Source organism: Saccharothrix sp. BKS2, from assembly GCF_047689505.1.
GTDB lineage: Bacteria > Actinomycetota > Actinomycetes > Mycobacteriales > Pseudonocardiaceae > Actinosynnema > Actinosynnema lopnurensis.
Genome location: NZ_JAUQOL010000017.1, coordinates 13,885 through 37,282 on the forward strand (window position 1 = coordinate 13,885; position 23,398 = coordinate 37,282).

26 protein-coding genes are annotated in these 23,398 nt (G+C 74.5%); 7 read left to right on the top strand and 19 right to left on the bottom strand.

From position 1 onward, the window contains the following. Positions 1-19 precede the first annotated feature (19 nt). Both Q5530_RS30930 and Q5530_RS30935 read right to left on the bottom strand, forming a co-directional pair. Entirely contained in the window at positions 20-469 is a 450-nt protein-coding gene (locus Q5530_RS30930) for an ABA4-like family protein (protein WP_415366363.1), read from the bottom strand. After that, positions 466-1,377, bottom strand: a complete 912-nt coding sequence (locus tag Q5530_RS30935) for a hypothetical protein (protein ID WP_415366364.1) — start codon at positions 1,375-1,377, stop codon at positions 466-468. Before Q5530_RS30935 ends, Q5530_RS30930 begins: the two co-directional genes overlap by 4 nt. A 91-nt stretch (positions 1,378-1,468) precedes the next feature. On the opposite strand from Q5530_RS30935, the gene Q5530_RS30940 reads away from it, so the two are divergent. Further along, entirely contained in the window at positions 1,469-2,104 is a 636-nt protein-coding gene (locus Q5530_RS30940) for a MerR family transcriptional regulator (RefSeq protein ID WP_380642726.1), read from the top strand. A gap of 143 nt (positions 2,105-2,247) precedes the next feature. Here Q5530_RS30940 and Q5530_RS30945 read toward each other — a convergent pair whose 3' ends face one another. Beyond that, positions 2,248-3,501 carry an HRDC domain-containing protein gene (locus Q5530_RS30945; protein ID WP_380642724.1) on the bottom strand — a complete coding sequence of 418 codons (1,254 nt, stop codon included), beginning with the start codon at positions 3,499-3,501 and terminating at the stop codon, positions 2,248-2,250. Between the two features lie 68 nt (positions 3,502-3,569). Further along, the gene (locus Q5530_RS30950) at positions 3,570-4,223 is read right to left on the bottom strand and encodes a response regulator (protein ID WP_181320591.1); all 654 of its coding nucleotides are present in this window, start codon (positions 4,221-4,223) and stop codon (positions 3,570-3,572) included. 317 nt (positions 4,224-4,540) lie between these two features. Here Q5530_RS30950 and Q5530_RS30955 point away from each other — a divergent pair, with 317 nt between their 5' ends. Continuing rightward, positions 4,541-5,698 carry a dipeptidase gene (locus Q5530_RS30955; protein ID WP_415366365.1) on the top strand — a complete coding sequence of 386 codons (1,158 nt, stop codon included), beginning with the start codon at positions 4,541-4,543 and terminating at the stop codon, positions 5,696-5,698. Positions 5,699-5,708: 10 nt separating this feature from the next. Here the strand turns inward: Q5530_RS30955 and Q5530_RS30960 are convergent, their stop codons facing one another. Next, a complete protein-coding gene (locus Q5530_RS30960; RefSeq protein ID WP_380642720.1) occupies positions 5,709-6,245 on the bottom strand; it encodes a DUF3000 domain-containing protein in 537 nt (178 codons plus the stop codon). A gap of 83 nt (positions 6,246-6,328) precedes the next feature. Between Q5530_RS30960 and hemE the strand changes: the two genes are divergently transcribed. The 3 genes from hemE to hemQ are packed head-to-tail and all read left to right on the top strand — an operon-like array spanning position 6,329 to position 9,514. Further along, the gene (gene hemE, locus Q5530_RS30965; RefSeq protein WP_415366366.1) at positions 6,329-7,381 is read left to right on the top strand and encodes a uroporphyrinogen decarboxylase; all 1,053 of its coding nucleotides are present in this window, start codon (positions 6,329-6,331) and stop codon (positions 7,379-7,381) included. Further along, on the top strand, positions 7,378-8,796 hold the full coding sequence (hemG, locus tag Q5530_RS30970; protein WP_415366367.1) for a protoporphyrinogen oxidase: 1,419 nt from the start codon (positions 7,378-7,380) through the stop codon (positions 8,794-8,796). The genes hemE and hemG overlap by 4 nt, the downstream gene beginning before the upstream one ends. 25 nt (positions 8,797-8,821) lie before the next feature. Continuing rightward, positions 8,822-9,514 carry a hydrogen peroxide-dependent heme synthase gene (gene hemQ, locus Q5530_RS30975; protein WP_380642714.1) on the top strand — a complete coding sequence of 231 codons (693 nt, stop codon included), beginning with the start codon at positions 8,822-8,824 and terminating at the stop codon, positions 9,512-9,514. A gap of 116 nt (positions 9,515-9,630) precedes the next feature. Here the strand turns inward: hemQ and Q5530_RS30980 are convergent, their stop codons facing one another. From Q5530_RS30980 to Q5530_RS30990, 3 genes are read right to left on the bottom strand one after another with little or no spacing between them, the layout of a single operon-like run. Next, a complete protein-coding gene (locus Q5530_RS30980) occupies positions 9,631-10,227 on the bottom strand; it encodes a hypothetical protein (protein ID WP_415366368.1) in 597 nt (198 codons plus the stop codon). Continuing rightward, entirely contained in the window at positions 10,227-11,051 is an 825-nt protein-coding gene (locus tag Q5530_RS30985; RefSeq protein WP_415366369.1) for a WXG100 family type VII secretion target, read from the bottom strand. Before Q5530_RS30985 ends, Q5530_RS30980 begins: the two co-directional genes overlap by 1 nt. Continuing rightward, positions 11,051-11,398, bottom strand: a complete 348-nt coding sequence (locus tag Q5530_RS30990; protein WP_380642708.1) for a hypothetical protein — start codon at positions 11,396-11,398, stop codon at positions 11,051-11,053. The genes Q5530_RS30985 and Q5530_RS30990 overlap by 1 nt, the downstream gene beginning before the upstream one ends. A gap of 127 nt (positions 11,399-11,525) precedes the next feature. Between Q5530_RS30990 and Q5530_RS30995 the strand changes: the two genes are divergently transcribed. Continuing rightward, positions 11,526-12,098, top strand: a complete 573-nt coding sequence (locus Q5530_RS30995; RefSeq protein WP_415366370.1) for a YbaB/EbfC family nucleoid-associated protein — start codon at positions 11,526-11,528, stop codon at positions 12,096-12,098. A 281-nt stretch (positions 12,099-12,379) separates the two neighbouring features. Here Q5530_RS30995 and Q5530_RS31000 read toward each other — a convergent pair whose 3' ends face one another. Further along, the gene (locus Q5530_RS31000; RefSeq protein WP_415366371.1) at positions 12,380-15,619 is read right to left on the bottom strand and encodes a S8 family serine peptidase; all 3,240 of its coding nucleotides are present in this window, start codon (positions 15,617-15,619) and stop codon (positions 12,380-12,382) included. A gap of 283 nt (positions 15,620-15,902) precedes the next feature. Here Q5530_RS31000 and Q5530_RS31005 point away from each other — a divergent pair, with 283 nt between their 5' ends. Further along, positions 15,903-16,052 carry a hypothetical protein gene (locus tag Q5530_RS31005; RefSeq protein WP_415366372.1) on the top strand — a complete coding sequence of 50 codons (150 nt, stop codon included), beginning with the start codon at positions 15,903-15,905 and terminating at the stop codon, positions 16,050-16,052. Here Q5530_RS31005 and Q5530_RS31010 read toward each other — a convergent pair. The 10 genes from Q5530_RS31010 to Q5530_RS31055 all read right to left on the bottom strand — a co-directional run bounded on the left by Q5530_RS31010 (position 16,033) and on the right by Q5530_RS31055 (position 23,351). After that, a complete protein-coding gene (locus Q5530_RS31010) occupies positions 16,033-16,467 on the bottom strand; it encodes a S8 family serine peptidase (RefSeq protein ID WP_415366373.1) in 435 nt (144 codons plus the stop codon). The two genes, Q5530_RS31005 and Q5530_RS31010, sit on opposite strands and share 20 nt — an antisense overlap. A gap of 69 nt (positions 16,468-16,536) precedes the next feature. Further along, positions 16,537-17,004, bottom strand: a complete 468-nt coding sequence (locus Q5530_RS31015; protein ID WP_415366374.1) for a hypothetical protein — start codon at positions 17,002-17,004, stop codon at positions 16,537-16,539. Between the two features lie 138 nt (positions 17,005-17,142). Next, positions 17,143-17,496 (bottom strand): hypothetical protein, encoded by a 354-nt coding sequence (locus Q5530_RS31020; protein ID WP_415366375.1) that lies wholly within the window; start codon positions 17,494-17,496, stop codon positions 17,143-17,145. Further along, positions 17,493-18,290 carry a DUF692 domain-containing protein gene (locus tag Q5530_RS31025; RefSeq protein WP_380642698.1) on the bottom strand — a complete coding sequence of 266 codons (798 nt, stop codon included), beginning with the start codon at positions 18,288-18,290 and terminating at the stop codon, positions 17,493-17,495. The genes Q5530_RS31020 and Q5530_RS31025 overlap by 4 nt, the downstream gene beginning before the upstream one ends. A gap of 247 nt (positions 18,291-18,537) precedes the next feature. Next, complete coding sequence (locus tag Q5530_RS31030) at positions 18,538-19,464, bottom strand: TIGR04222 domain-containing membrane protein (RefSeq protein ID WP_415366376.1); 927 nt, start codon at positions 19,462-19,464, stop codon at positions 18,538-18,540. Beyond that, positions 19,382-20,350 (bottom strand): TIGR04222 domain-containing membrane protein, encoded by a 969-nt coding sequence (locus tag Q5530_RS31035; protein ID WP_415366377.1) that lies wholly within the window; start codon positions 20,348-20,350, stop codon positions 19,382-19,384. The genes Q5530_RS31030 and Q5530_RS31035 overlap by 83 nt, the downstream gene beginning before the upstream one ends. A 14-nt stretch (positions 20,351-20,364) precedes the next feature. Beyond that, positions 20,365-21,291, bottom strand: a complete 927-nt coding sequence (locus tag Q5530_RS31040) for a TIGR04222 domain-containing membrane protein (RefSeq protein WP_415366378.1) — start codon at positions 21,289-21,291, stop codon at positions 20,365-20,367. Between the two features lie 292 nt (positions 21,292-21,583). Next, on the bottom strand, positions 21,584-22,021 hold the full coding sequence (gene msrB / locus Q5530_RS31045; RefSeq protein ID WP_380642690.1) for a peptide-methionine (R)-S-oxide reductase MsrB: 438 nt from the start codon (positions 22,019-22,021) through the stop codon (positions 21,584-21,586). A 19-nt stretch (positions 22,022-22,040) separates the two neighbouring features. Next, the gene (locus Q5530_RS31050) at positions 22,041-22,367 is read right to left on the bottom strand and encodes a hypothetical protein (protein ID WP_380642688.1); all 327 of its coding nucleotides are present in this window, start codon (positions 22,365-22,367) and stop codon (positions 22,041-22,043) included. A gap of 36 nt (positions 22,368-22,403) precedes the next feature. Continuing rightward, positions 22,404-23,351, bottom strand: a complete 948-nt coding sequence (locus Q5530_RS31055; RefSeq protein ID WP_415366379.1) for an asparaginase — start codon at positions 23,349-23,351, stop codon at positions 22,404-22,406. Positions 23,352-23,398: the final 47 nt, after the last annotated feature.

Genomic DNA, 23,398 nt, shown 5'->3' on the forward strand with positions numbered 1-23,398 from the left:
AACACAACTCTAGCCCCAGTTACTCATGGGTAACCACACTGGTGGCCCTGTCGGGTGTGTCACAGAGGCGCCGGACGACGAGGAAGACCGCGAAACCGAGCGGCGCGACGAGGATCGTGGCCACCAGGAGGGGGCCCATGAGCAGCGGGTGCACACCCAGCCTGCGGCCCTCCCGGTACATCCACGCGCCGACCAGCAGGTCCCAGGCGATCACGTGCGCCCAGAACGCCGACGTGCCCCACGCCGAGGCCGCCAGCTCCCGCATCGAGCCCAGCTCCGGGCTGCTCACCGCCGTCAGCAGCTCGGGCATGTGCCCGGCGACCAGGACCGCGTAGATGGCCACCGGCGGCACCGCGATCAGCGGCGAGGACACGATCCGCGCGGTCCACGACCACGCCGGGGCGAAGATCATCAGGGCCCAGAACGGGGCGGTGAGCCAGAACGTGAGCTGGAACAGGAACCCGGTCACACCGACACCGCCTCTCGCTCGACCCGGACCCGCTCCGGCTGCCGCGCCCGCAGCGCCAGCGCCGAGGCGCCGACGGTCCAGGTCGCCACGACCAGCGCGCCCAGGGCGGTGAGCAGGTCCGGCCGCAGCAGCGGCTGGCCGCGCAGCGCCTGCCAGGTCACCAGGGCCATCAGGCCCGCGTAGCCGATCGCGACCGCCCAGGCGAACGAGACCGTCGCGCGGCGGCGGAACAGGATCACGGCCAGCGGGAGCACCTGGAGGGCGTGGATGCCGACGAAGTGGGGGACGCGCAGGTCGCCGCCCGTGGTGTTCCAGCCGGTCAGCGGCATCTGCTCGCCGCCGGAGGGCACGCCGACGCTGTGCGAGCCGACGATGCCCGCGGCGATCTCCGCGGAGTCCACGTTGGCGGTCATCAGCAGGCCCAGGGCCAGGCCGACCAGGGCCAGCGCCAGGCCGAGCCGGATCGCGGCGCCCGCCGCGCGGTCGGTGAAGCGGGTGCGGGCCAGCACCGCCGAGATCACCGCGTGCATGATCCACATGGTGAGGATGGTGACCGTCATGACGTTCCACATGAGCTGGTCGAACGGGGTGGCGGTGTTGAAGTGGCTCCGCTCACCCCGCAGCACCTGGACGATGATGACCGCCATCTCGGCGGTGAGGGCGACGGCGATGACGGTGCCCGCCCACCGGGCGGTGCGGCGGAAGCGGGTGACGAAGGTGAGCATCCAGGCCAGCGTGACCCCGTACAGGGCGAGGGACACGCTGAACTTGAAGGGCTTGAACCAGATGGGTGACCCGACCAGGACCCGGTCGTCCACCACCATGCCGATCGACGAGACGAGCGCCAGGGCGGTCATGAGCAGGGAGAACACGATCAACGGCGGGTGCCACCGGAGTAAGCGGACCATCTCGTACTCCTAAAACAGATAGTGATACTGTCCATTAGTGGATAGCACCAGTATCCATATCGGAAGTCCTCAGGGGAAGGGACGCGGGCCCATGCGCATCGCGGAGTTGAGCCGGCGCAGCGGTGTGCCCGTGCCGACGATCAAGTACTACCTGCGGGAGGGGCTGCTCCCGGCCGGGGAGCTGACGAGCCCCAACCAGGCGCGCTACGCCGACGCCCACCTGCACCGGCTGCGGCTCGTGCGGGCGATGGTCGAGATGGGCGGACTGTCGATCGCGGCGGTCCGCGACGTGCTCGGGACGCTGGACGACCCCGAGATGTCGCTGCACAAGGCCATGGGCACGGTCACGGCCGCGGTGGCGTCACCGGACCCCGACGTGACCGACGAGGTGGCGCACGAGCAGGCGCTGGCGTTCGTCGAGCGGCAGGGCTGGGAGTGCGCGCAGGACTCGTTCGCGTTCACGGCGCTGGTCGACGTGCTGGCCACGGCGCGCGAGGTCGGGCAGCGCCGGTTCGTCGACCTGCTGGACGACTACGCGCGGGCCTGCCTCCAGCTCGCCGAGGTCGACCTGGACTACGTGCTGCGGATGGACTCGAAGGACGAGGCGCTGGAGGGCGTCGTCGTGGGCACCGTCCTGGGTGACGCGGCCGTGGCCGCCCTGCGCGCGATGGCCCGCCACGAGGTCTCCGAACGCCGACAGGACCCCGAGGCCGATCCCGAAGGCTGAACCCGGGGGTCGCGAACGTTGAACTCGGGGGTCGCGAACGTACGACTCGCCCGGCCGGAACGTACGACTCGCCGGGCTTTGGGGGAAGCTTCGGCGAGTCGTACGTTCGTGACCGGTGAGTCGTACGTTCAGGACACCCGAGTTCAGCGTTCGGGGGGTGTCGGGGTGTTCAGGGCTTCCGAGAGGGCCGTGGCGGTCAGGTCGACCTGCCAGGTGCGGGCGCCGGCCTCGCGCAGGGTCTCGGCCACGCCGGCGGGCGTGGCGTCGGCCGGCGGTTGCCAGCAGGTGCGCCGCACCAGGTCCGGGAGCAGCAGGTTCTCCACGGGCAGGGTGTTGGCCTCCGCGATGGCGGTCAGCGCCGCGCGGGCGGCGGCCAGGCGGGCCGCGGCGGCCGGGTCCTTGTCCGCCCACCGGTTGGGCGGGGGAGGGCCGTCGTGCTGCTGGGACGCCTCGGGGAGTTCGGTCCGGGGCAGGGCCGCGGCGCGCTGGAGCGCCCCCATCCACACCCCGGCCATGCGTCGTTGCGCCCGGCCCCGGAAGACGGGCAGGGCGAGGAGGGCCGGCTCGTCCGCGGGGTTGCGGGAGGCGGCCTCGACCAGCGCCGAGTCCGGCAGCACCCGGCCCGGCGCGATGTCGCGTTCCCGGGCGAGGGCGTCACGGGCCTCCCAGAGGGAGCGCACCGCGGCCAGCTGCCTCGGGCTGCGGATCCGGTGGATGCCCGACGTGCGGCGCCACGGCTCCGCGCGCGGGCGCGGCAGGGGAGCCGTGCGGGCGGCCTCGAACTCCTCGAGCGCCCACCCGAGCTTCCCCTGCCGCTTGAGCTCCTGTTCGAGCACGTCCCGCAGCTCGACCAGCAGTTCGACGTCGAGTGCGGCGTAGTTGAGCCAGTCGGCGGGCAGGGGCCGGCGCGACCAGTCGGCCGCACCGTGCCCCTTCTCCAACCGAAAGCCCAACAGCCGCTCGACGAGCGTGCCCAGCGCCACCCGCTCGAAACCGGCCAGCCTGCCCGCCAGCTCGGTGTCGAACAACGCGCTCGGACGCAACCCGAGTTCGGCGAGGCACGGCAGGTCCTGGGACGCCGCGTGCAACACCCACTCCGTCCCGTCCAGCGCCTCGACCAGCGGGTCGAGCCGACCGCCCAGGGCGATCGGGTCGACCAGCACGGTCCCGGCGCCTGCCCGGCGCAACTGCACCAGGTAGGCCCGTTGCGAGTAGCGGTAGCCCGAGGCTCGCTCGGTGTCCACCGCGACCGGACCCGTCGCTCCGGCGAGCGCCTCAGCGGCACGCCGGAGCGACGGAGCGTCGGCGACGACCGGTGGTACCCCGTCAGCGGGTTCCACCAGCGGCACCGGATCAGCCCCGGTTGGTTCGGTTGGCTCGTCGGAGGGTACGTCCACGGCGGAAGACCCTACGACGAACGCACCACTCGCGGGTGTGTTCGGCCGGTTCAGTGCGGTAACCCGCCTCAGCGGATCACGCCGGCACGCATGGCCAGCGCGACCATCTGAGCCCGATCCCCGGTGCCCAGCTTGCGCCCGATCCGCGACAGGTGGGACTTCACCGTCAGCGCGGAAAGGCTGAGCGCTTCGCCGATCTCCTTGTTGCTCTGGCCATCGGCGACCAGCTGGAGGACCTCGACCTCACGCGCGGAGAGTTCCCGCGGCGTGTTGTCGGTGCCCGGCACCCTCGTGCCCGCGGCGAGCACGGGCGCGACGCTCGGGTCTGCGTAGACGCCGCCGTCGAGGACCCTGCGCACCCCGTCGGTGACCACCATCGGCGAGGCGGACTTCAGCAGGTACGCCTGGGCGCCCGCCTGGAAGGCCGACCTGACCGCGTAGGGGTCGTCGGAGGACGCGAGGACCACGATGCGGGGCCAGCCCTGGGCACGGAGTTCCGTGACCAGGTCGATGCCGGTGCCGTCCGGCAGACCCAGATCGAGGATCGCGAGATCACACGGTCCGGTTGCGAGTGCCCGCGCCCGAGCCTCCGCGACCGAAGCCGCCTCATGCACTGTCCCGGCTCCCATCTGGGTGAGCCGGGCGCTTATCGCCTCCCTCAGCAGCGGGTGGTCGTCGACCACCAACACCGAAAAAAGCTCCTCCCGCGGGTGCGGGACCATGTTCGCCGGCAACGAGCCGGCTGGCGTGGTACGAACGGCCTGACCTAAGCCGACGGCAGCCACGTCACTACCTCCCTGGAGTCGGTCGTGCCCCCCGACCGGCACCGGGACTTTCGTCCAATCAGCCGCGCCACTGATCGACCGAAAGTGGTGTCGTCTGGGGCAGCGTAGCCGCCCAAGCGGGTCTACGGGACGATCAATCGGGTATCTATCCCGAATGAGTTGTCACTGATGGCTCTCGTTGTCACACGATCGGTGGACAACTCGAACGGTCGCGTAACGCGAACCGTTCTCACGACGACATCAAGGAGTTGGGCGTGCCGAGCAGCGCGGGTCGGGGCCGGGCCGAGGAACTGCTGGCCCGGGTGCCCCTCGTCGACGGCCACAACGACCTCCCGTGGGCGCTGCGCGAGCTCGCCGCCGCGGGGCCGTTGAGTGAAAAGTCAACGCCCGGTGATCCGACCACGAACGCCTCGGTCGTCGACCTGACGACGCGCCAGCCGGCGTTGCAGACCGACCTGGTCCGGGCCCGCGAGGGCCGGTTGGGGATGCAGTTCTGGTCCGTCTGGGTCCCCTGCCGACCGGCGGGCGACGCAGCGGTCACCGCCGTGCTGGAGCAGGTGGAACTGGTCCACGAGCTCGTCGCCCGCTACCCCGACCACCTCCGCCTGGCCACGACCGCCGACGAGGCCGAACGGGCGTTCGCGGACGGGCGGACGGCCTCGCTGATCGGCGCGGAGGGCGGGCACTCCATCAACGGCTCGCTGGGCGTGCTGCGGGCGTTGCGCAGGCTCGGCGTGCGCTACCTGACCCTCACCCACAACGAGAACACCCCGTGGGCCGACTCGGCCACCGACGAGCCCGTCCACGGCGGCCTGACCGCCTTCGGGCGCGAGGTGGTGCGGGAGATGAACCGCCTCGGGATGCTGGTCGACCTGTCCCACGTCGCCGCGACCACCATGCGCGACGCGCTGGACACCACCTCGCGGCCGGTCGTGTTCAGCCACTCGTCCTGCCGGGCCGTGGCCGACCACCCCCGCAACGTCCCCGACGACGTCCTGGCGCGGCTGGCGGCCAACGGCGGCGTCTGCATGATCACCTTCGTCCCGCAGTTCGTCTCCCCCGCCTACGCGGCCTGGGACGCCCGCCTCAAGGAGGCGATGGACGCGGCCGGGGAGCGCCACAACGACCTGGTCGCCCGCAACCGGTTCGCCGCGGGGTGGCCCGAGCCCACGCCCCGCGTGACGATCGACGACGTGGTGGCGCACCTGGAGCACGCCCGCGAGGTGGCGGGCGTCGACCACATCGGGCTCGGCGGCGACTACGACGGCGTGCCCACCCAGCCCGAGGGCCTGGCGGACGTCTCCGGCTACCCCTACCTGTTCGCGGCGCTGCTCGACCGGGGGTGGAGCGAGGACGACTGCGCCCGGCTCGCCGGCCGCAACGCCCTGCGGGTGCTGCGCGACAACGAGTGAGGCGGCCGGGCTACCGCAGCGAGGTCACGCCGATCGGCGGGAGGCCGACGGCGGTGGCCATCAGGTCGTAGAACGCCGTGCCGTGCGCCGACAGGTCCTCCGTGCGGGCCGTCCACGACGCCCGCAGCTCCAGGTCGTCGGTGCGCGCCGGGCCCGCGATGTCGCCGAACCGGGCCGAGGACGTCTGGGTCACCGTGCCGCCCAGCGCCAGGAACCCCGCGCCCGCCACCTCCAGCGCCTCGGCCAGCCACGACCAGCCGACCTCCGGCAGCAGCGGGTCGGCGGCCAGCTCGGCGTCCAGCTCCACCCGCACGTAGGCGACCAGCCGGAACACCCCCGACCACGCCTCGACGCCCTCCGGGTCGTGCAGCAGCACCAGCCGCCCGGTGGACAGCTCGTCGCCGGGCCCGGTCACCTCCGCGGTGAGCGCGAAGGCCCAGGGCGCCAGCCGCTGCGGCGGGCGCACCTCGGTCAGCTCCAGCTCCGGCCGGGTCCGCACCGACCTGAGCGTCGCCACCGCACGCCGGAACAGTTCGGGCTCCGTCACACCACGGACTGTAGGCCCCGCGCGGCGCCGCGCGGGCGCGGCACGCCGGACCCCGGCCGGCCCGCCGACCAACCCGTGGGACGATGTCGGGCGAGATGAACGACATCACCGAAGCCCCGTTGCTCGTGGCCGCGCGCGGCGGCCGGCCGTCCCGGACGCCGGTCTGGTTCATGCGCCAGGCGGGCCGCTCGCTGCCCGAGTACCGCAAGCTGCGCGAGGGCACCGCGATGCTGGACGCCTGCCTGGACCCGGAGCTGGTCTGCGAGATCACCCTCCAGCCCGTGCGCAGGCACGACGTGGACGGCGCGATCCTGTTCTCCGACATCGTCGTGCCGCTCAAGGCCGCCGGCGTCGACCTCGACATCGTGCCGGGCACCGGCCCCGTGGTCGCCGAGCCGGTGGCCACCCGCGCCGACGTCGACCGGCTGCCCGAGCTGCACGAGGAGCAGGTGCGGCCGGTGGTCGAGGCCATCCGGCTGCTCAACGCCGAGCTGGGCGACGTGCCGCTGATCGGCTTCGCGGGCGCCCCGTTCACCCTCGCCTCCTACCTGGTCGAGGGCGGGCCCAGCAAGCACCACGAGCGCACCAAGGCGCTCATGCACGGCGACCCGCGGCTGTGGCACGCGCTGCTGGACAAGCTCGCCGGCATCACCGCCGAGTTCCTGCGGGTGCAGGTCGCGGCGGGCGTCAAGGTGGTGCAGCTGTTCGACTCGTGGGCGGGCGCGCTGTCCGAGCGCGACTACCGCGAGTTCGTCCTCCCGCACTCCACCCGGGTGCTGGGCGGGATCACCGGCGTGCCGCGCATCCACTTCGGCGTCGGCACCTCCGAGCTGCTGCCCGCGATGCGCGAGGCCGGCGCGGACGTCGTCGGCGTCGACTGGCGCACCCCGCTGGACGTGGCGGTCAGGCGGCTGGAGGCCGCCGCGCCGCACCTGCCCAAGCCGGTGGTCCAGGGCAACCTCGACCCGGCGCTGCTGTTCGCGGGCCTGCCCGCGCTGGAGCGCGAGGTTGAGCGGATCAAGCGCGAGGGCGAGGCCGCGGCCGGCCACATCTTCAACCTCGGCCACGGCGTGCTGCCCGACACCGACCCGGACGTGATCACCCGGGCCGTCGAGCTGGTGCACCGGACGAGGTGAGGGCGTTGCGCGTCGCGGTGGTCGGCGGCGGGGTCTCGGGCCTGGCCGCGGCGCACCGCCTGCGCCACCTGCTCGGTCCCGCCGCGGAGATCACCGTGGTCGAGCAGGCCCACCGGCTGGGCGGCAAGCTGCGCACCGCCGAGGTCGGCGGTCGCGCCTACGACGTGGGCGCGGAGGCGTTCCTGCACCGCCGCCCCGAGGCCGCCGAGCTGGTGGCCGAGCTGGGCCTGGGCGACCGGCTGGTGCACCCGGGCCGCGCGGCGGCGAGCATCCACGCGGGCGGCGCCACCCGGTCCGTGCCCGCCCACACCCTGATGGGTGTCCCCGCGTCGGTGGAGGCCGTGCGGCACGTGCTGTCGCCGGAGGGCGTGCGGCGCGTCGCGGCCGAGCCGACCCTGCCGCCGATCCGGCTCGACGGCGGTGACGTCGCGGTGGGCGCGCTGCTGACCGAGCGCTTCGGCCCCGAGGTGGGCGAACGCCTGGTCGGGCCGCTGCTGGGCGGCGTGTACGCGGGCCGCACCGAGCACCTGGGCCTGCGCGCCACCATGCCGCAGCTGGCCTCCGCGCTGGACTCGGGCGTCGGCTCGCTGCTGGCGGCCGCCGCCACCGCGATGCCCGCGCCGCCCCGGTCGGGGGTCCCCCGGCCGCCGGTCTTCGGCACGCTGCGCGACGGCCTGTCGACGCTGGTCGACCGGCTGGCCGAGGTGTCCGGCGCGCGGCTGCGGCTGGGCCTGCCGGTGCGCGCCCTGGCCCGCGCCGGGCACGGCTGGCGGCTGGAGATCGGTTCGGCCGCCGCCCCGGAGCACCTGGACGTCGACGGCGTGGTGCTGGCCGTGCCCGCGCCCGCCGCGCGCCGGCTGCTCGCCGACGTCGCGCCCGCCGCGTCCCGCCGCTACGGCGAGGTCGAGCTGGCGTCCATGGCGGTGGTGGCGCTGGCCCTGCCGCCCGGCACCGGGCTGCCCGAGCGCTCCGGCGTGCTGCTGGCCGAGGGCGAGCGCGACGCGGACGGCGTCCCGTTCACCGCCAAGGCGTTCACCTTCTCCGGCCGCAAGTGGGACCACCTGTCGGGCGAGCCGGTGCTGGTGCGCGGCAGCGTCGGCCGGCACGGCGAGGCCCACCTGCTCCAGCGCGACGACGACGAGCTGGTCGCGGCGGTCCGGCACGACCTGGCGCGGCTGACCGGCGTGGAGGCGCGGCCGGTCGACGTGGTCGTCACCCGGTGGGGCGGCGGCCTGCCCCAGTACGGGGTGGGCCACCTGGACCTGGTGCGCGACATCGAGGACGCGGTGGCCGCGGTGCCCGGCCTGGCCGTGGCGGGCGCGACGCTGCACGGCGTCGGCATCCCCGCCTGCATCGCCACCGGCGACGCCGCGGCGGCCCGTGTCGCCTCTCACGTGCTGGGCCGGATCCGGTGAACACCCCGAGTGGGAGGATGGGGCCATGGCCCGCCTGAACTACAACGAGCTCAACGACACCATCCGCTACACCATGTGGTCCGTCTTCCGGGTCGAGCCCGGCCGGCTGCCCGACGACCGCGGCCCGGCCGCCGCGGAGGCCCAGGAGTACCTGGACGGCCTGGCCGCCAAGGGCGTGGTGGTGCGCGGGGTGTACGACGTGGCGGGCCTGCGCGCGGACGCCGACTTCATGATCTGGTGGCACGCCGAGGAGGTCGAGCAGGTCCAGCACGCCTACACCGGGTTCCGCCGCACCGCGGTGGGCCGCGCCTCGACGCCGGTGTGGAGCCAGGTCGCGCTGCACCGGCCCGCGGAGTTCAACCGCAGCCACATCCCGGCGTTCCTGGCCGGTGAGGAGGCGCGCAAGTACATCTGCGTGTACCCGTTCGTGCGGTCCTACGAGTGGTACCTGCTGCCCGACGAGGACCGCCGCAAGATGCTCGCGGACCACGGCAAGGAGGCGCGGGACTACCCGGACGTGCGGGCGAACACGGTCGCGTCGTTCGCGCTGGGCGACTACGAGTGGATCCTCGCGTTCGAGGCCGACGAGCTGCACCGGATCGTGGACCTGATGCGGCACCTGCGCGGCACCGAGGCGCGCCGCCACGTGCGCGAGGAGATCCCGTTCTACACGGGCACCCGGGTGCCGGCCGCCGAGCTGGTCACGAACCTGCCGTAGGCGGGCTGGGCCGCTGGGCCGCGGTGCCGAGCGCGGCCGGATCACGCGGCCCGGGGGGTGACCGGTCACGCTGTCCGGGCGCGACCGGGTCACACTGCCCCGCCGAGCGCGGCCGGCTACGTGGCCCCGCCGAGCGCGGCGACGACCCTCCGGGCGTGGGCGCTGCCGACGTGCGCGCCGAACGTGCCGAGCACCAGCCACGAGCCGTCCCGGAAGACCAGGCCGAACCGCCCCCGCGCGAGCAGCCGGGGGCGGCGCTCGGCGGCCACCACGTCCCCGCGCGGCGCGCTCCACACCTCCCGCAGCCGCTCGTCGTCCTTGACCAGCACCACCACCCGCCGCGCGGTCACGGCCAGGAAGCTGTGCCCGGTGGCGGCGGCCTCCACCTGCCTGGCCAGGGACCCGGCCGGCCCGAAGCAGGTGCGCCCGCCGATCCAGCGCTCCGGGAAGTCGGCGGGCAGGTCCAGCGACGGCGCGGCGAACGCGACGCCGCCGATGCCGGACACGGCCTTGCCGACCCAGCCCTCGGTGGGCACCGCGCGGGCCAGCCGGTCGGTCGCCCGGCCCACCGGGGTGGTCCAGAAGTCCGGCTCGGCCCCGCCGCGCGCCCCGTAGGCCACGCCGACCGAGGCGAGGGCGAGCAGGGCCTCGCCGGGCGGCAGCGCCGCCCGCGCGTCCTCGCCCCACACCTCCAGGTCGTCGACCAACGGCATCAGTTGTCGTCCGTGGCGTAGTTGTAGACTTCCTTGCCCATGTTGAGCAGGCCGCCCGCGGGGCCGCCGGGCACGGGCTCGCCGATCGCCTGGCCGAGCGGGATGCGCACCGGCGCGGTGTAGATCGACTTCATCACGCCGAGGGCGATGCCCTCCTTGCTGAAGGTGCCCGCGGCCTTCTTCAGGGCCTTGATCGCCTTCAGGCCCTCCTTGTACGCCTTGGCGGCGTCGGCGAGCTTGCGCAGCAGGTTCGACAGCTTCATCAGCAGGTCGGCCAGCTTCTTCACGATCTTCATGACCTTGCCCAGCGTGGCGGCGGCCTTCGCGGCGGCCGCGGCGGCGCCGGCGGCCAGCGAGGCGCCGAAGCTGATCACCGACAGCGAGAGGCTGACCAGCAGGTCGGTCACCAGCATCATGATCAGGTCGATCACCAGGTCGATGATCAGGTTGGCCGCGTCGACGCAGCCCTTGGCGGCCTCCACCAGCATCCCGGACGTGTCCTGCACGTTCTGGGCGAGCTGGTCGACCTGCTCCTCGATCTCGGTGAGCTTGGCGTTGAAGCTGTCCGCCGCCGGGCCCTGCCACACACCGGTGACGGCCTGCCGGGCGCTCGCCTCGTCGGACACGATCGCGCGGATGTCGGTGGCGGCCTTCTCCCACGCGTCCGCGGCGCGGATCAGGTCGTCCGGGTCGCCTGCGACCCAGTCGATCGCCTCCAGGAACGGCGTGAGCAGCGGCCGGATGATGCCCTGGACGGGGCCGGGGCAGCCGTTGAGGAAGGTCTCGATCTTGTTGTTGACCTCGACGGTCGTGCTGGGGCTCATCAACCCACCTTCGGGACGGTGATGCCGGACAGGCCCTGCGCGACCTGGTCCATGAGCGCGCCCAGGCCGGTGTCGTGGTTGACGTACTCCTGGTGGGTGTCGCGCACCGACTCGGCGATGTCGCGCATCGCCTCGGCGCACTCCCTGAGGTCGGCCAGCGTGGAGTTCACCCGCTCCTCGTAGGTCGCGTAGATCTCGCCGCTGGACGGCATCTTCCCGAACGACTCGCGCCCCACCCGGGCCGCCTCCAGCGCGGCCACGACCTGGTCGAACCGGTCCCCGCGCTGGTCCGACGTGCCCGCGAAATCGAGGATGCCCTCAAGCCTGACGTCGAACTTCGCCGTCATCACGCCCCCTTTCGGCTGCGGTTGCTCCGACGGCGGGAGGCCCGCGCCGGTTCCACCGGATCCGGAAATCATCCACCGTTCGGTGCACTAGCCTGCCACCCGACACCGACCACGGAGCGAGGGTGCGATGCGGGAAGACCTGGAGCAGAAGCTGGACCGGCTGACCCGGCTCGCCGCGCAGAAGCAGCAGCAGGCCGACGACCTGCGGGGGCAGCTGGCCGACCTGCGGGTCACCCGGCAGTCGCCCGACGGGACGCTGACCGCGACCGTGACCGCCAACGGCCAGCTCGTCGACCTGCGCATCGACGACCGGGCGCTGCGCGCCGGCGGCCGCCAGCTCGCCTCGACCCTGCTGAACCTGGTCTTCCAGGCGTCGTCGGCGGCGGCCCAGCAGGTCCAGGGCCTGGCCGCGCCGCTGCTGGAGGACAGCTCGATCGACCCGGCGCAGCTGGGCGTCTCCGCCACGCCGCCGGTGCAGGCCCCGCCGCCGGGGTTCCCGCCGCCGCAGCAGCCGCAACAGCAGGGCCAGTTCCTCCAGTCGGCCTCGCCGCAGCAGGCCCCCTACCCGGCCGCCCAACCCCCGGTGCAGCAGCCGCCCGCCCCGCAGCCCCCGGCCCCGCAGGCGCGGCCCGCGCGGCGGCCGGCGGAGGAGGACCCGGACGAGGGCACCGGTTCGATCTTCCGCCGGGACACGTGGTGATCCCCCGGGACGTGTGGTGACCTGCCGCCGGGACGCGTGGTGACGCCTCCCGCCGGCTGATCCGGCGGGCGCGGACCGCGGTGTGCCCGGAGGTGCCGCCGGGCCTGCCGACCTCGAGCCTGCCGACCTCGAGCTGGCAGACCCCGAGCCTGCCGACCTCGAGCTGGCAGACCGGCGTGCCGCCGCGCCGCCGGGCACGGTGGTCCGCGCGGGGAGGCGGTGACCGGCACGCCGTTCCCGGGGTGGGGGCGCCCACCGCGCGGCGAGCGCCCCCGTGCCGGTCAGCCGATCCGGTAGGCGCGGATCACGGTGTGCTCGAAGGTGTTGCCGTCGCTGTCGGAGCCACTGGCGCGCAGCGAGGCGTAGCCGGCCCGGTGCGGGTGCCGGACCAGGGCGGCGTCGCCCACCACGGGCACCGTCGACCAGCTCCCGCCCTCGTCGAAGGACACCTCGACCCGGACCCGGCGCACCTCGCCGTTGTCCGCGCCGTCCTGCTGCTCCACGGTCAGCGGCACCCGCAGCACGCGCCCGGCGGGCGCGCCGCCGGTGTCGTCCAGCTCCGGGGTGAACCTGACCACCGACAGCGGCAGCCTGCGGCCCTGGCCGTCGGGCAGGACGTCCGTGCGGAACGTCCACGCGCCGTCGACCCGCGTGCTCAGCTCGAACGCCGCGGGGTCCCGGGTGATCTCGTGCTCCACCCGGTAGCGGGCCTCGCCCGCCGGCACGCTGAACTCGGCCACCGGGGCCTTGGCCAGCCCGACCAGCCGCCCGTCCCGGTACAGGGCGGTGCGCGCCGAGGTGCCGTTGGCGCGGCCCAGGTTGCCGTCGCGGTCGTTGAACAGCGGCACCTGCGAGGTGATGCGGTCCTCGTGCAGGCCCAGGTAGGTGGCCGAGAACGCGGACAGTCCGGGGCCGAGCACCGGGTGCAGGAACCGCTCCGCGTAGTCGCCGCCCGCCCGGTAGGCGCGGTTCGGCCCGGAGTAGTCGGCCTCGGTCCGGTAGTCGGGGGCCTGCCTCAGGTAGGACCAGCCCCACGTCAGCCCGTCCGGCGTGACGCGGTCGACCACCTCGCCGCCCGCGGGCACGGGCAGCAGCGCCGACCAGCCGCCCGAGCCGTCCAGGGGGCCGGCGCTGCCGCTGTGCAGGTGCAGCCGGTCGGCGGGGGCGGGGGCGAAGTCGGTGCGCACCTCGACCAGCTCGTCCTCGGTGGGCGTGCGGGTGTAGCCGGTGGGCACCGCGCCCTGCTCGACCCAGCGGAACCGGTAGTGCACCGGCGTGCCGTCGACCGGCGGGGTGCCGAACTGCGCGCCGACCGAGACGGTCAGCTCCTCCGGGGGCAGCGTCTGGCCGACGTGGCCCAGCGACATGCCGTCGAAGCCGGACAGGAACGCGGTGTTGAGGGTGACGCGCCGGCCCCGGTACACCCGGGAGAGGTTGATGTCGCTGATCGCCGCCACCGCCCCCGGCGCGGGCGGCGCGACGTGGATCGGCCGCGCCACGCCCGCGTCGAAGCCGAACGAGGTGTGCCCGCCGTCGACGGTCAGCACCGGCCGGCCGAGCACCGCGACCCGGTCCCCGGTGCGCACGACCGAACGCGCCAGGTACTCGCCCTTGGGCACGCGCACGGTGGGCGTGCCGTCGAAGTCGTACAGGGTCTCGTAGACGTCGTTGTCCATGCCGACGATCGCGGTCGTGTGGTCCACCGCGGGGTTGCCCTCGGCGTCGACGTGCGAGATCGACACGTCGTAGCTTTCGACCTCCCGGGCCAGGCTCACCGGGGTGCGGGTGGGCCCGCCGACCACGACGCCGGAGAACACGCCGTCCACCGCGCCCACGCGGGTGTCCGCGGTGACGGTCGTGGTGGCCTCGCCGCCGGCGGGCACGGTGAGCGTGGTCGGGCTGACGGTCAGCAGGCCCTCGGGCGCGGGCCGGCCGTCGGGGCCGCGCAGGTCGACCGAGAGGTCGAGGGTGACCGGCCGGTCACCGCTGTTGCGGTAGGTGACGGTCCTGGTGGCGGGGGCGTCGTCGTGGTGCGGCCACTGCTGCTCGGGGAAGGTGACGCCGACCGGCGCGGCGCCGACGGTGGCGGAGATGGCACGGGTCAGGTCGACCCGGCCGGTGCCCTGGTCGAACACGGTCAGGTCCGGGTGGGGCTTGGCGGAGGACATCAGCACGGACTTGAGCTGCGCGCCGGTCCAGTCGGGGTGCTGCTGGGCCAGCAGCGCGGCCGCGCCCGCGACGTGCGGGGTGGCCATCGAGGTGCCGGACAGGGACAGGTGCCGCCGGCCGACCGGGGTGCCGGTGGTGGCCCCGGCGGCGCGGGCGGCGACGATGTTCAGGCCGGGCGCGGTGAGGTCGGGCTTGACCGCGCCGTCGCCGTTGCGGGGGCCGCGGCTGGAGAAGTGGGCCAGGTCGTCGTCGTGCCGGACCGCGCCGACGGTGAGGGCGGCGTCCGCGCTGCCCGGCGAGTTGATCGAGCCGCGTCGGCCGGAGTTGCCCGCCGCGACGACGAACAGCGTCCCGGTCTCCTCGCTCAGGCGGTTGACCGCCTCCTCCAGCGGGTCCACGCCGGGCGAGTCGTAGCCGCCGAGGCTGAGGTTCACGATGTCCGCGCCCTGCTCGACGGCCCACTGCATCCCGGCCAGCACCCAGGACTCGGGGCAGCCGTTGTCGACGCAGACCTTGCCGTCCAGGATGCGCGCGTCGGGGGCCACGCCCCGGTACCGGCGGTCACGACTGGCGATGGTGGCCGCGACGTGCGTGCCGTGGCCGTCGAGGTCGGCGCTGTCCGGGTGGTCGGTGAAGTTCCGCTGGGCGACCTCCCGGCCCCGGAGGTCGGGGTGGTCGCCGTCCACGCCGCCGTCGAGCACGGCGACCTTCACGCCCTCGCCGGTCAGGCCGGCCCGCCACGCGGTGGGCGCGCCGATCTGGGCGGTGGAGCGGTCCAGGGTGGGGCGCAGCACGCCGTCCAGCCAGATCTTGCGCACGCCCGGGTCGTCGAGCAGGTCCCGGAACACCGCGCCGGTCTTGGCCACCTGCACGGCCACCGCGTCGGCGGCGGGCAGCGCCAGGGCGGCGGGGGAGCCGGCGGCGGTCGCGGCGAGGGGACCGGCGGCGTCGCCGGTGACGATCAGCGGCACGGTGTCGCGCCGGGAGTCGTCGTAGCCGGCCTCGACCAGGCCGGTGACGTCGAACAGCCGCGGGTCGAGCCTGCCCCGGGCGAGGTCCTTCGCGACGTCGTCCGGGACGACGTGCAACCGGCCGTCGCGGTGCAGCGAGTGGAAGCCGACCGAGCCGCGGCCGGGGCCCGGCCGGAACGCGCCGACCGCCTCGCCGGTCACCACGACCCGGTCGCCGGTGACCAGGGTGACGGTGTGCTGCTGCGGCGGCGCCCCCGACGGTTGCGCGCCGGGAGCGGCCCCGGCGCCGGTCGCGGTCGTGGCGGTGGCGGCGCCGGCGGCGAGCACGGCCGCCAGGACGGCCGCGCAGGGGGCTTTACCGCGCTTTCGTGGTCTGAACACAGGTGTCTCCCGAATCCGGTGGTGCGCTGGTGATCGCGCGATCGGGAGGCGCCGCAGACCCGCGGTGGCGGTGGACCGGAAGTGGCGGAGCCCCCCAACGGCCCTCGACGCTATCCACCCGTCAGGGTGAGGTCAGCGTCTCTTGGAGGGGTGTTCGGTCACCCGAAAGCACCACCGGTGGTCGCGTTGCGTGGTGGGCGGCGAGTCGGGAGGACCCCCACCCTCCCGGCACGCCCCTCCCCGCCGGCCGATCCGGTAGGCGCGGACCGCGGTGTGCTTCGGGGTGTTCCCGGCGCTGTCGGTCGCCTTCACCCGCACCGACCCGTACCCGGCCGCGTCCGGGTTGGCGACCTGCGCCACCCCGCCCGACACCGGCGCCGCGGTCCACGTCCAGCCGCCGACGCCCTCCGGGGTCATCGGGTTGCCGCCGTAGCCGAACTCCCGGTCCGCCGGCTCCGGCCCGAGGCCAGGTCCAGCGCGACCGCGGACGTGCCGCTGTTGCGGTAGGTCACGGTCCTGGTGCTCGGGGCTTCGTCGTCGTGGGCCACGTCCACCCGACCCGCGCCCTGGTCGAACGGGGTCAGCTCCGGGTTGTCGCGCGCCGAGGCGATCAGGGCCGCCTTGAGCTGCGCGCCGGTCCACGCCGGGTTCCGCTGCGCCGGCAGCGCCGCCGCCCCCACCACGTGACCGGCCAGGTCCGGGTGGTCGGCGTCGACGCCCGTGTCCAGCACGGCCACCGTGACGCCCTTGCCGGTCAGGCAGGCCCGCCACGCGGTCGGCGCGCCGACCTGCGCGGTGGAGCGGTCCGGGGTCGGCCGGCGCACGCCGTCCAGCCACACCTTGCGCACGCCCGTCCCCGACGCGAGCGTTCGCCAGATGCCGGAAGGGCCGGCTGGTTCAGCGCGGCAACCGGTTACCTACCGCTCGGTGACTGAGCCGTCGGGCCCAAGGGAGATACGTGCCTGCGGCCCACCCGCTGGGCAGTTCGGACCGTTGGGGTAGGCCATTTCGGGCGTCACCACGATCTCGCGCGCCGGCAGCGGAGAACCGGATCGGTCCGTCAGCGACAGGCGGACGCGCACCGGCTCGGCGGGCAGGTCGGGCACCTGCGCGAAACCGCTCCGCTCACCGGTGGGCTCCAACCGCGCGCCGCACGTGTCGTCCGGGGCGGTGCCGGAGCACGTCGTCGCGCCGACCCGGTCGGACGGGTGCAGCACCACGACCGGGGTAGCGCACGAGCCGTTCCGGCAGACCTCGACGGCCACGTCCCCCACGCCGGGGTGGCGGACGTCGATCGCGATGCCCACCGCCGTGCCGATCAACGTGCAGCCGTGGGCGGCTTCCCCGCCGCACCCCGAGGTCAGGGCCAGCGCCAGTGCCGTCACCGCGACCGGCTTCGGCAGGCGGTTTCCCGTGCGCCCCGGCACCTGGCCCGCCTTACGTCCCGAGCTTCGCTTGGACACACCCGCAGGACGGAACGCGGCCTCGCCGAGGTTGCGCGGTTTTGCTCAGGTGGCCTGGCTTCAGGTGGCCCGGCTCCTGATCCGCCACCACCGCTTCCTCGGAGGGGGCGACAGCTCACCCCGTGCGGCGGCCCACTCGGCGAACGCGGCGGCGTCCTCCCGGAACCGGGTGCCCACCTGCCTGGGGTGCTGCCCCGCGTACTCGTCGAACAGCGGCCGGAACCGGTTCCCCAGCTCCGCGGCCACCTCGGGCCGCAACGAGGCCACGATGCCGCGGCGCTTGTTCAGCAGCGCCCGCCGCTCGACCTCGACGCGGTCGGCGGCGAACCCCGGCGGGGCGGAACCACCCGCCAGCAGGGCTCGGAGCAACTCGGCCTGGGCGGCGGCCAGCCGGTCGCGCTGGGGCTGGGTCACCCCAGCACCGCCCGGATCGCGGCGAGCTCGCCGGCCAGCTCCGCGTCGGACGGGTAGTCGTCGTCGCGCTCCAGCAGCACACCCGGCGGGTCGACGCGGGCACGGAGGCGGGCGAGCACGTCCAGGACCTCCGGCGGGACCGCGTGGGCGTGGGTGTCGTGGTAGAGCCCGGCGTGCTCCGCACCTCCCGCGACGTGGACGTAGGCGAGGCGCTCCAGCGGGATCTCGTCGAGGAAGCGGTCCACGTCGGTGCCCAGGTTGCGGGCGTTGGCGTAGAGGTTCGCCACGTCGATCAGGAGGTGGCACCCGGTCCGCTCGACCAGGTCGGCGAGGAACTGGCCCTCGGTCAGCTCCCCGTCGGGCCACTCCAGGAGGGCGGCCACGTTCTCCAGGGCGAGCGGGACGGGCAGGTCGCGCTGGACCGCGGTGACGTTCGCGACCAGGACGTCGAGGGCGTCGCGGGTGCGGGGGAGGGGCATGAGGTGGCCGGAGTCCAAGCCGCCCGCGCGCACGAAGCAGACGTGGTCGCTGACCAGCGGGGCGTCCAGGGCCTCGGCGAGGGAGGCGAGGTGGGCGACCCGGTCGGCGTCCACGGGGTCGGCCCCGCCCAGCGAGAGCGAGACCGCGTGGGGGAGGACGGGGAGGCCGCGCTCGCGCAGGAGCAGGACGGACTCGGGGAGGTGGCCGACGTGGAGGTTCTCGGCGACCACCTCGACGAAATCCACGCCGGGGAGGCGCTCAACGGTCAGGTCGATCTCGGGCCGCCACCCGATGCCCACACCCAGCCTCTGCACGGTTGCCTCCCTGACCTGCTGTTATGTATTTCTTGATACACGATCGAGTGATCGATGTACGGAAACGGGGGTCAAGCCACTCGGTTAAATATGAAGGAACCCCCGCCAACCACCGCACCACCCAACCCGACCCGCCCCGCACGCGGCCTCGACCTGACCCGACCCGCACGCGATCGATCACCCCACCACGACCGCCCGTTCCGCCGACCCACCCCGCCGGCCGGTCAGCCGGCCCGGCCCGGCCGGATCAGTCGCCCCCACCACCGCCACCGCAGCCCCCACCGCCGCCGCAGGACGACCCACCACTGCTCGACCCGCTGTCGCCCCCACCACTACAGCCGCTGCCACTGCCGCACCCACCACCGCACGAGGAAGCCCCGCCGTCACCGCCCTGACCCCGCCGTCGCTGGCGCAGCGTCGCGGCCACCCTCGGCTCGATGCGCAGCACCTGCCACACGTACCGCGACCCGATCCGACCCAGCAGCCCGTGGCAGGCCACCAGCACCAGCCGGTCCGCCGCGGTCCACCCTGGGGACGCCATCCAGTCCGGAGCCGACTTCGGTCGCGCGGCGGGTGACCCCACCAGCCGGTCCGCCGCTCCCGCCGCCGCCAGCCGCAGCCCGCGTGCCACCTCCAGCCCCGCCCCCGTCAGCGGCCGCCCGGCCCGGCCGATCACGAGCGAGGTGACCAGCGCGCCCACCAGCCCCGCCGCGGCCACGACGAACGGCACGTCCAGCGAGAAGTTGAGCACCAGCAGCACGGCCGCCGCCAGCAGCAGCGACCGCCGCAGCCACCGCACCGCGACCCGCTGCCCCGGCGAGGTCAGGTAGCCGCGGGCCACCAGGTCCCGGCGCATGGCCTGGACCTCCTCGCCGGCCGCCACCGCGGCGACGGTCGCGACCATCGACTGCGGCAGCGTCCGCAGCACCCGCGCCTGCAACGGGCTCCACGCCCGACCGGGCACGTGCACCGCGCTGACCTTGCCGTCGCGCGAGATCCGCACCGCGCCCGCCTCGACCAGCGACACCAGCGCGACCTCCGCCGCGCGCCCCGGGCCGGCCATCAGGAGCGCCTGCTCCTCCAGCCCCGGCTCAGGCGCCGAACCCCCCACCCCCGTCGAACCCGCCGGAGCCGGGATCCACGAATCCACCACCGTCGTCGCCCTCCCACCCATCACCCGTCAGGTACTCGCCGGCCAACCAGCCGCCCGCGAACCACCCACCCGCGACCAACCACCCGTTGCGGCGGCTCCAGCGCCGCGGTTCCACCGCCGACGCACGTCCGCGCCGCGGACGCGGTGCGTCAGACGCGTCCGGACGGGTGATCGGTTCCGCCCGTTCCCCGTCGAACACCACGTCGTGACCCACCGTCCCCGTCCGTGCCGACCCCCTGTGCGGCACGGACGGGGCGGTGGTTCGCGGCAGGCCGTAACGGGCCGTCACCTCGGCCGGGTCGACCGGGGCCAGACCTACCGTGGCCTGGGCGAACGCCCGCGCTCCGTGCCTGGTCAGCACGGGTGGCGGGCCCAACAGCAGCACGACCGCCAGCACCCCGGTGACGGACAGCGCGGTCACCGTCGGCCAACCGCCGGGACCGGCGAGCACCGCCGCCACCGCCACCAGCCCGAGCGGCAGCACGGCCGACACCGCCCGGACCAGGCGGCGACGGGGCGCCACCAGCAGGCCCTCCGCGACCAGGCGCGCGCCGATCCGCCGCGCCGGGCCGCTGGTGGCCGCACCGACCACCAGGTCGTCCAGGTCCCGCGGCAGCCGGGCGAGCACCGCCGCCTGCAACGCCGTCGTCGGACCGCTCCCGTCGCCGGCCACGGCCGGGACCGCGGTCACCACCGAGCCCGAGACCCGCGCCCGGTTGTCGGCGACCAACCCCGCCACGGCCACCTCGACCGCCCGCACCGGCCCGCCCCCGAGGTACCCGACCTCCTCGAACCCGAGCACCCGGCCGGGCGCGGCACCGGTGACCCGCTTGAGCCGCAGCCCGACCACCAGCGCGACCACCACCGCGACGGCCAACGCCGCGCCGTACCACCACGGGAAGCCCACGACCGCCTGCCCGCTCAGCAGCCGCCGCCGCCCCCACCGCAGCCGCCCCCACCGCCGCCGCAGCTGCTACCACCGCCGCAACTGCTGCCGCCCCCGCCGCAACCGCCGCCGGTGCCCAGCACCGCCGAACCGGACGCCGACGACCGCGACCGCCCCGGGCGCGAGCCCACCGACACCCGGGCCGCGGCGAACGGGTGCGTGCGGGCCGCGGCGCGCAGCACGACGTTCGGGTGGGCGTCGAAACCCTTGAGGGCGACCGCCTCGGCCTCCCCCGCCGAGTCCCACCCCCCGCCGACCTCCCCCGCGCGAGCCCTCGACACCGCGACACCACCGCGCGCGGTGGGCATCGGCACCCGGACCCTCGCCACCAGGAGCACCAGCAACCCGCCCACCGGCAGCGACAACGTCAACCCCCACACCGCCAGGCCCGCGGCCAGCTCGGTCGACCAGCGCACCACGCCGACCGCGAAGACCAGCACCGCGGGCACCGCCCCCAGGCGCACCGCCCACCTGGCCCGACCCGGCTCCACCAGGAATCCCTCGTGGACCAGCCGGTTCCCCACCGCCCGCGCCGCCGCGAGCTCCGACGCCGACTCGAACAGCAGGTGCAGCGTCCTCTTGCGGTAGTGCGCCACGTCCGCCAGCACGGCCCGGTCGACCGGGTGCCCGGCCTTCGGCGCACCCGTGATCCGCACGGCCCCGCTCCGGGCCGGCACCAGCGCGCCCGACGCGATCAGCCGCGCCACCGACGCCTCCACCACCCGGCGCGGACCGCCGGTCAGGTAGGCGATGTCGAGCAGGTCGGGCACGTGCGCGGAGAAGCCTCCCCGCGTCCTCCTCAGGAACACCCGCACGAGGACCGCGAACGCCGACGACACCGCCAGCGCGATCCAGTACCACTCCAGGAACTCCGGGCCGGACAAGCCCCACGGTCGCTCCACGGTCCACCCCCTGTGGGCCTTGGTGGAACCAGAGGTCCACCAGCCAGGAGGTAATGGTGTGCTCAAGACCACACGCCATCAAGAGTGCTTGAGCAAGCCTTAGGGTTGACAACCCGACCCGCGAGAAGGCCCCGGGACCGGGGACGCCGCGGGGCGTCCGGGTCCCGGGGCCTCGGTCGATCTCAGGAGGACGAAGCGCCGTCCACGCCGCCGGAGCCCTCGCCGTCCGTGCCCTTGAAGATGAGCATGTTTCCTCCCAGTGTGGGTTCCGCCACCGTTCCGAGCAGGACCATCAGTCTGCTGGATCGGCGGGGTGCTCGACCAGACGCAAACTGACCGAGTTGATGCAGTAGCGCTGGTCGGTCGGCGTGGCGTAGCCCTCGCCCTCGAAGACGTGCCCGAGGTGGCTGTGGCAGTGGGCGCACAGGACCTCGGTGCGGACCATCCCGTGGGCCCGGTCCTCCCGCAGGATCACCGCGTCACCGGCCTGCGGCGAGTAGAACGACGGCCAGCCGCAGTGCGAGTCGAACTTGGTCTCGCTGCGGAACAGCTCGGTCCCGCAGCCGCGGCAGGCGTAGACGCCCTCGGCCTTGGTGTCGGTGTACTCACCGGTCCACGCGGGCTCGGTGCCCGCCTCGCGCAGCACCGCGTACTCCTTGGGGGACAGGATCTCCCGCCACTCCAGTTCGGAGCGAACCACCTTCGGGGTGGCGCCGACGACAGGTTCCATACCTCCACATTAATCGATGTCAGCCGAACAGGACGGCGAGCAGGTCGCCGAGGTAGTACCAGACGCTCACACCCACCCCGAGCAGCATCAGGCCCACCACGACCACGGCGATGAGCCGCCGGAGCCCACCGGCCCGGTTGGCGGAGTCCGCGAAGTCCGAGACGCCCGCGAGGGAGCCCTCCACGGTGAAGTTGGGCTGCACGCGCTGCATCCGGCCCAGGTGGTCGGCGAACGCCCTGGTTTCCGGGTCGTCGGGGTCCAGGCCGATCAGCTCGTCGTCCAACCGGTCCTCGGACGGGTCGCGCGGCCGGTCGTCGGGGAAGTCGGCGGCTCGGGCACTGGCCATGGAGCCAGGGTAGCCGGCGTTTCAACCCGTGCCGGGTCAGCCGGTGAGGACGGGTGACGGCCGCACCGCGCCGACCACGCGGCCGTGGCCGAGCACCGGGGACGTGGCCAGCCCGTCCGGCGCGTCCACGGCCAGCCTGCGCAGCGCGGCCACCACGACCACGACCCGCGCGCGGCTGGAGCCGTCGGCGATCTTGCAGGCCACGGCCTCCCCGGTGGGCAGGCCCACCGCGTACACGCCCTCGGCGCCGTCCTTGGCCACCGAGCCCGGGACGGCCCGCATGAGCTCGGTGACGTCGCGGCCCGTGCCGCCGACCCACTCCGGGTGGCGGCTCATGGCCCGGGCGACGCGGTGCTCGTGGCTGCCCTCGGCGGCGCTGGCGATCGTGCTGAACGCCCTGGCCAGGCCCTTGAGGCTGATGCCGAGCAGCGGCGCGCCGCAGCCGTCCACGCCCTCGGCGCCGATGGGTTCGCCGGCCAGTTCCGCCAGGGTGTCGCGGACGGCGCGCTGGAGCGGGTGGCCCGGGTCGAGGTAGTCGCGCGTGGACCAGCCGTTGACCACGCAGGTGGCGAGCATGGCGGCGTGCTTGCCCGAGCAGTTCATGTAGAGGGGGGCGGCGCCGCGCCCGGCGGCGAGGTGGGCCCGCAGCGCCTCCTCGCCGATGGGCAGGCCGGGGGTGCACTGGAGCGCGTCCTCGTCGAGGCCGTGCGCGTGCAGCACCCGGCGCACGCCGGCCACGTGGAAGTCCTCGCCCGAGTGGCTCGCGCACGCCAGGGCCAGCAGCTCGCCGTCGAGGTCGAGGCCGTGGCGGAGCATGGCGAGCGCCTGGACCGGCTTGTTGGACGAGCGCGGGTAGGCGGTGTCGTGGGGCTGGCCCACGACCAGCGCCTCGCGGCCGTCCCGGTCCAGCGCGATGACCGAGCCGTGGTGCACGGACTCCAGGAACCCGTTCCGCCAGACCTCGGCGACCAGATCGTGTGCCATGCGTCCCTCCACAGCGCCGCTGCCAACTGTCGACAGTTAACATGGGG

Coding starts and splice junctions, on each gene's coding strand:
- Q5530_RS30935 (WP_415366364.1), bottom strand. CDS start 1,377: ATGGTCCGCTTACTCCGGTGGCACCCGCCGTTGATCGTGTTCTCCCTG.
- Q5530_RS30940 (WP_380642726.1), top strand. CDS start 1,469: ATGCGCATCGCGGAGTTGAGCCGGCGCAGCGGTGTGCCCGTGCCGACG.
- Q5530_RS30950 (WP_181320591.1), bottom strand. CDS start 4,223: ATGGTCCCGCACCCGCGGGAGGAGCTTTTTTCGGTGTTGGTGGTCGAC.
- hemE (WP_415366366.1), top strand. CDS start 6,329: ATGTCGGGCGAGATGAACGACATCACCGAAGCCCCGTTGCTCGTGGCC.
- hemQ (WP_380642714.1), top strand. CDS start 8,822: ATGGCCCGCCTGAACTACAACGAGCTCAACGACACCATCCGCTACACC.
- Q5530_RS30980 (WP_415366368.1), bottom strand. CDS start 10,227: ATGCCGTTGGTCGACGACCTGGAGGTGTGGGGCGAGGACGCGCGGGCG.
- Q5530_RS30985 (WP_415366369.1), bottom strand. CDS start 11,051: ATGAGCCCCAGCACGACCGTCGAGGTCAACAACAAGATCGAGACCTTC.
- Q5530_RS30990 (WP_380642708.1), bottom strand. CDS start 11,398: ATGACGGCGAAGTTCGACGTCAGGCTTGAGGGCATCCTCGATTTCGCG.
- Q5530_RS30995 (WP_415366370.1), top strand. CDS start 11,526: ATGCGGGAAGACCTGGAGCAGAAGCTGGACCGGCTGACCCGGCTCGCC.
- Q5530_RS31030 (WP_415366376.1), bottom strand. CDS start 19,464: ATGGGTGGGAGGGCGACGACGGTGGTGGATTCGTGGATCCCGGCTCCG.
- msrB (WP_380642690.1), bottom strand. CDS start 22,021: ATGGAACCTGTCGTCGGCGCCACCCCGAAGGTGGTTCGCTCCGAACTG.
- Q5530_RS31050 (WP_380642688.1), bottom strand. CDS start 22,367: ATGGCCAGTGCCCGAGCCGCCGACTTCCCCGACGACCGGCCGCGCGAC.
- Q5530_RS31055 (WP_415366379.1), bottom strand. CDS start 23,351: ATGGCACACGATCTGGTCGCCGAGGTCTGGCGGAACGGGTTCCTGGAG.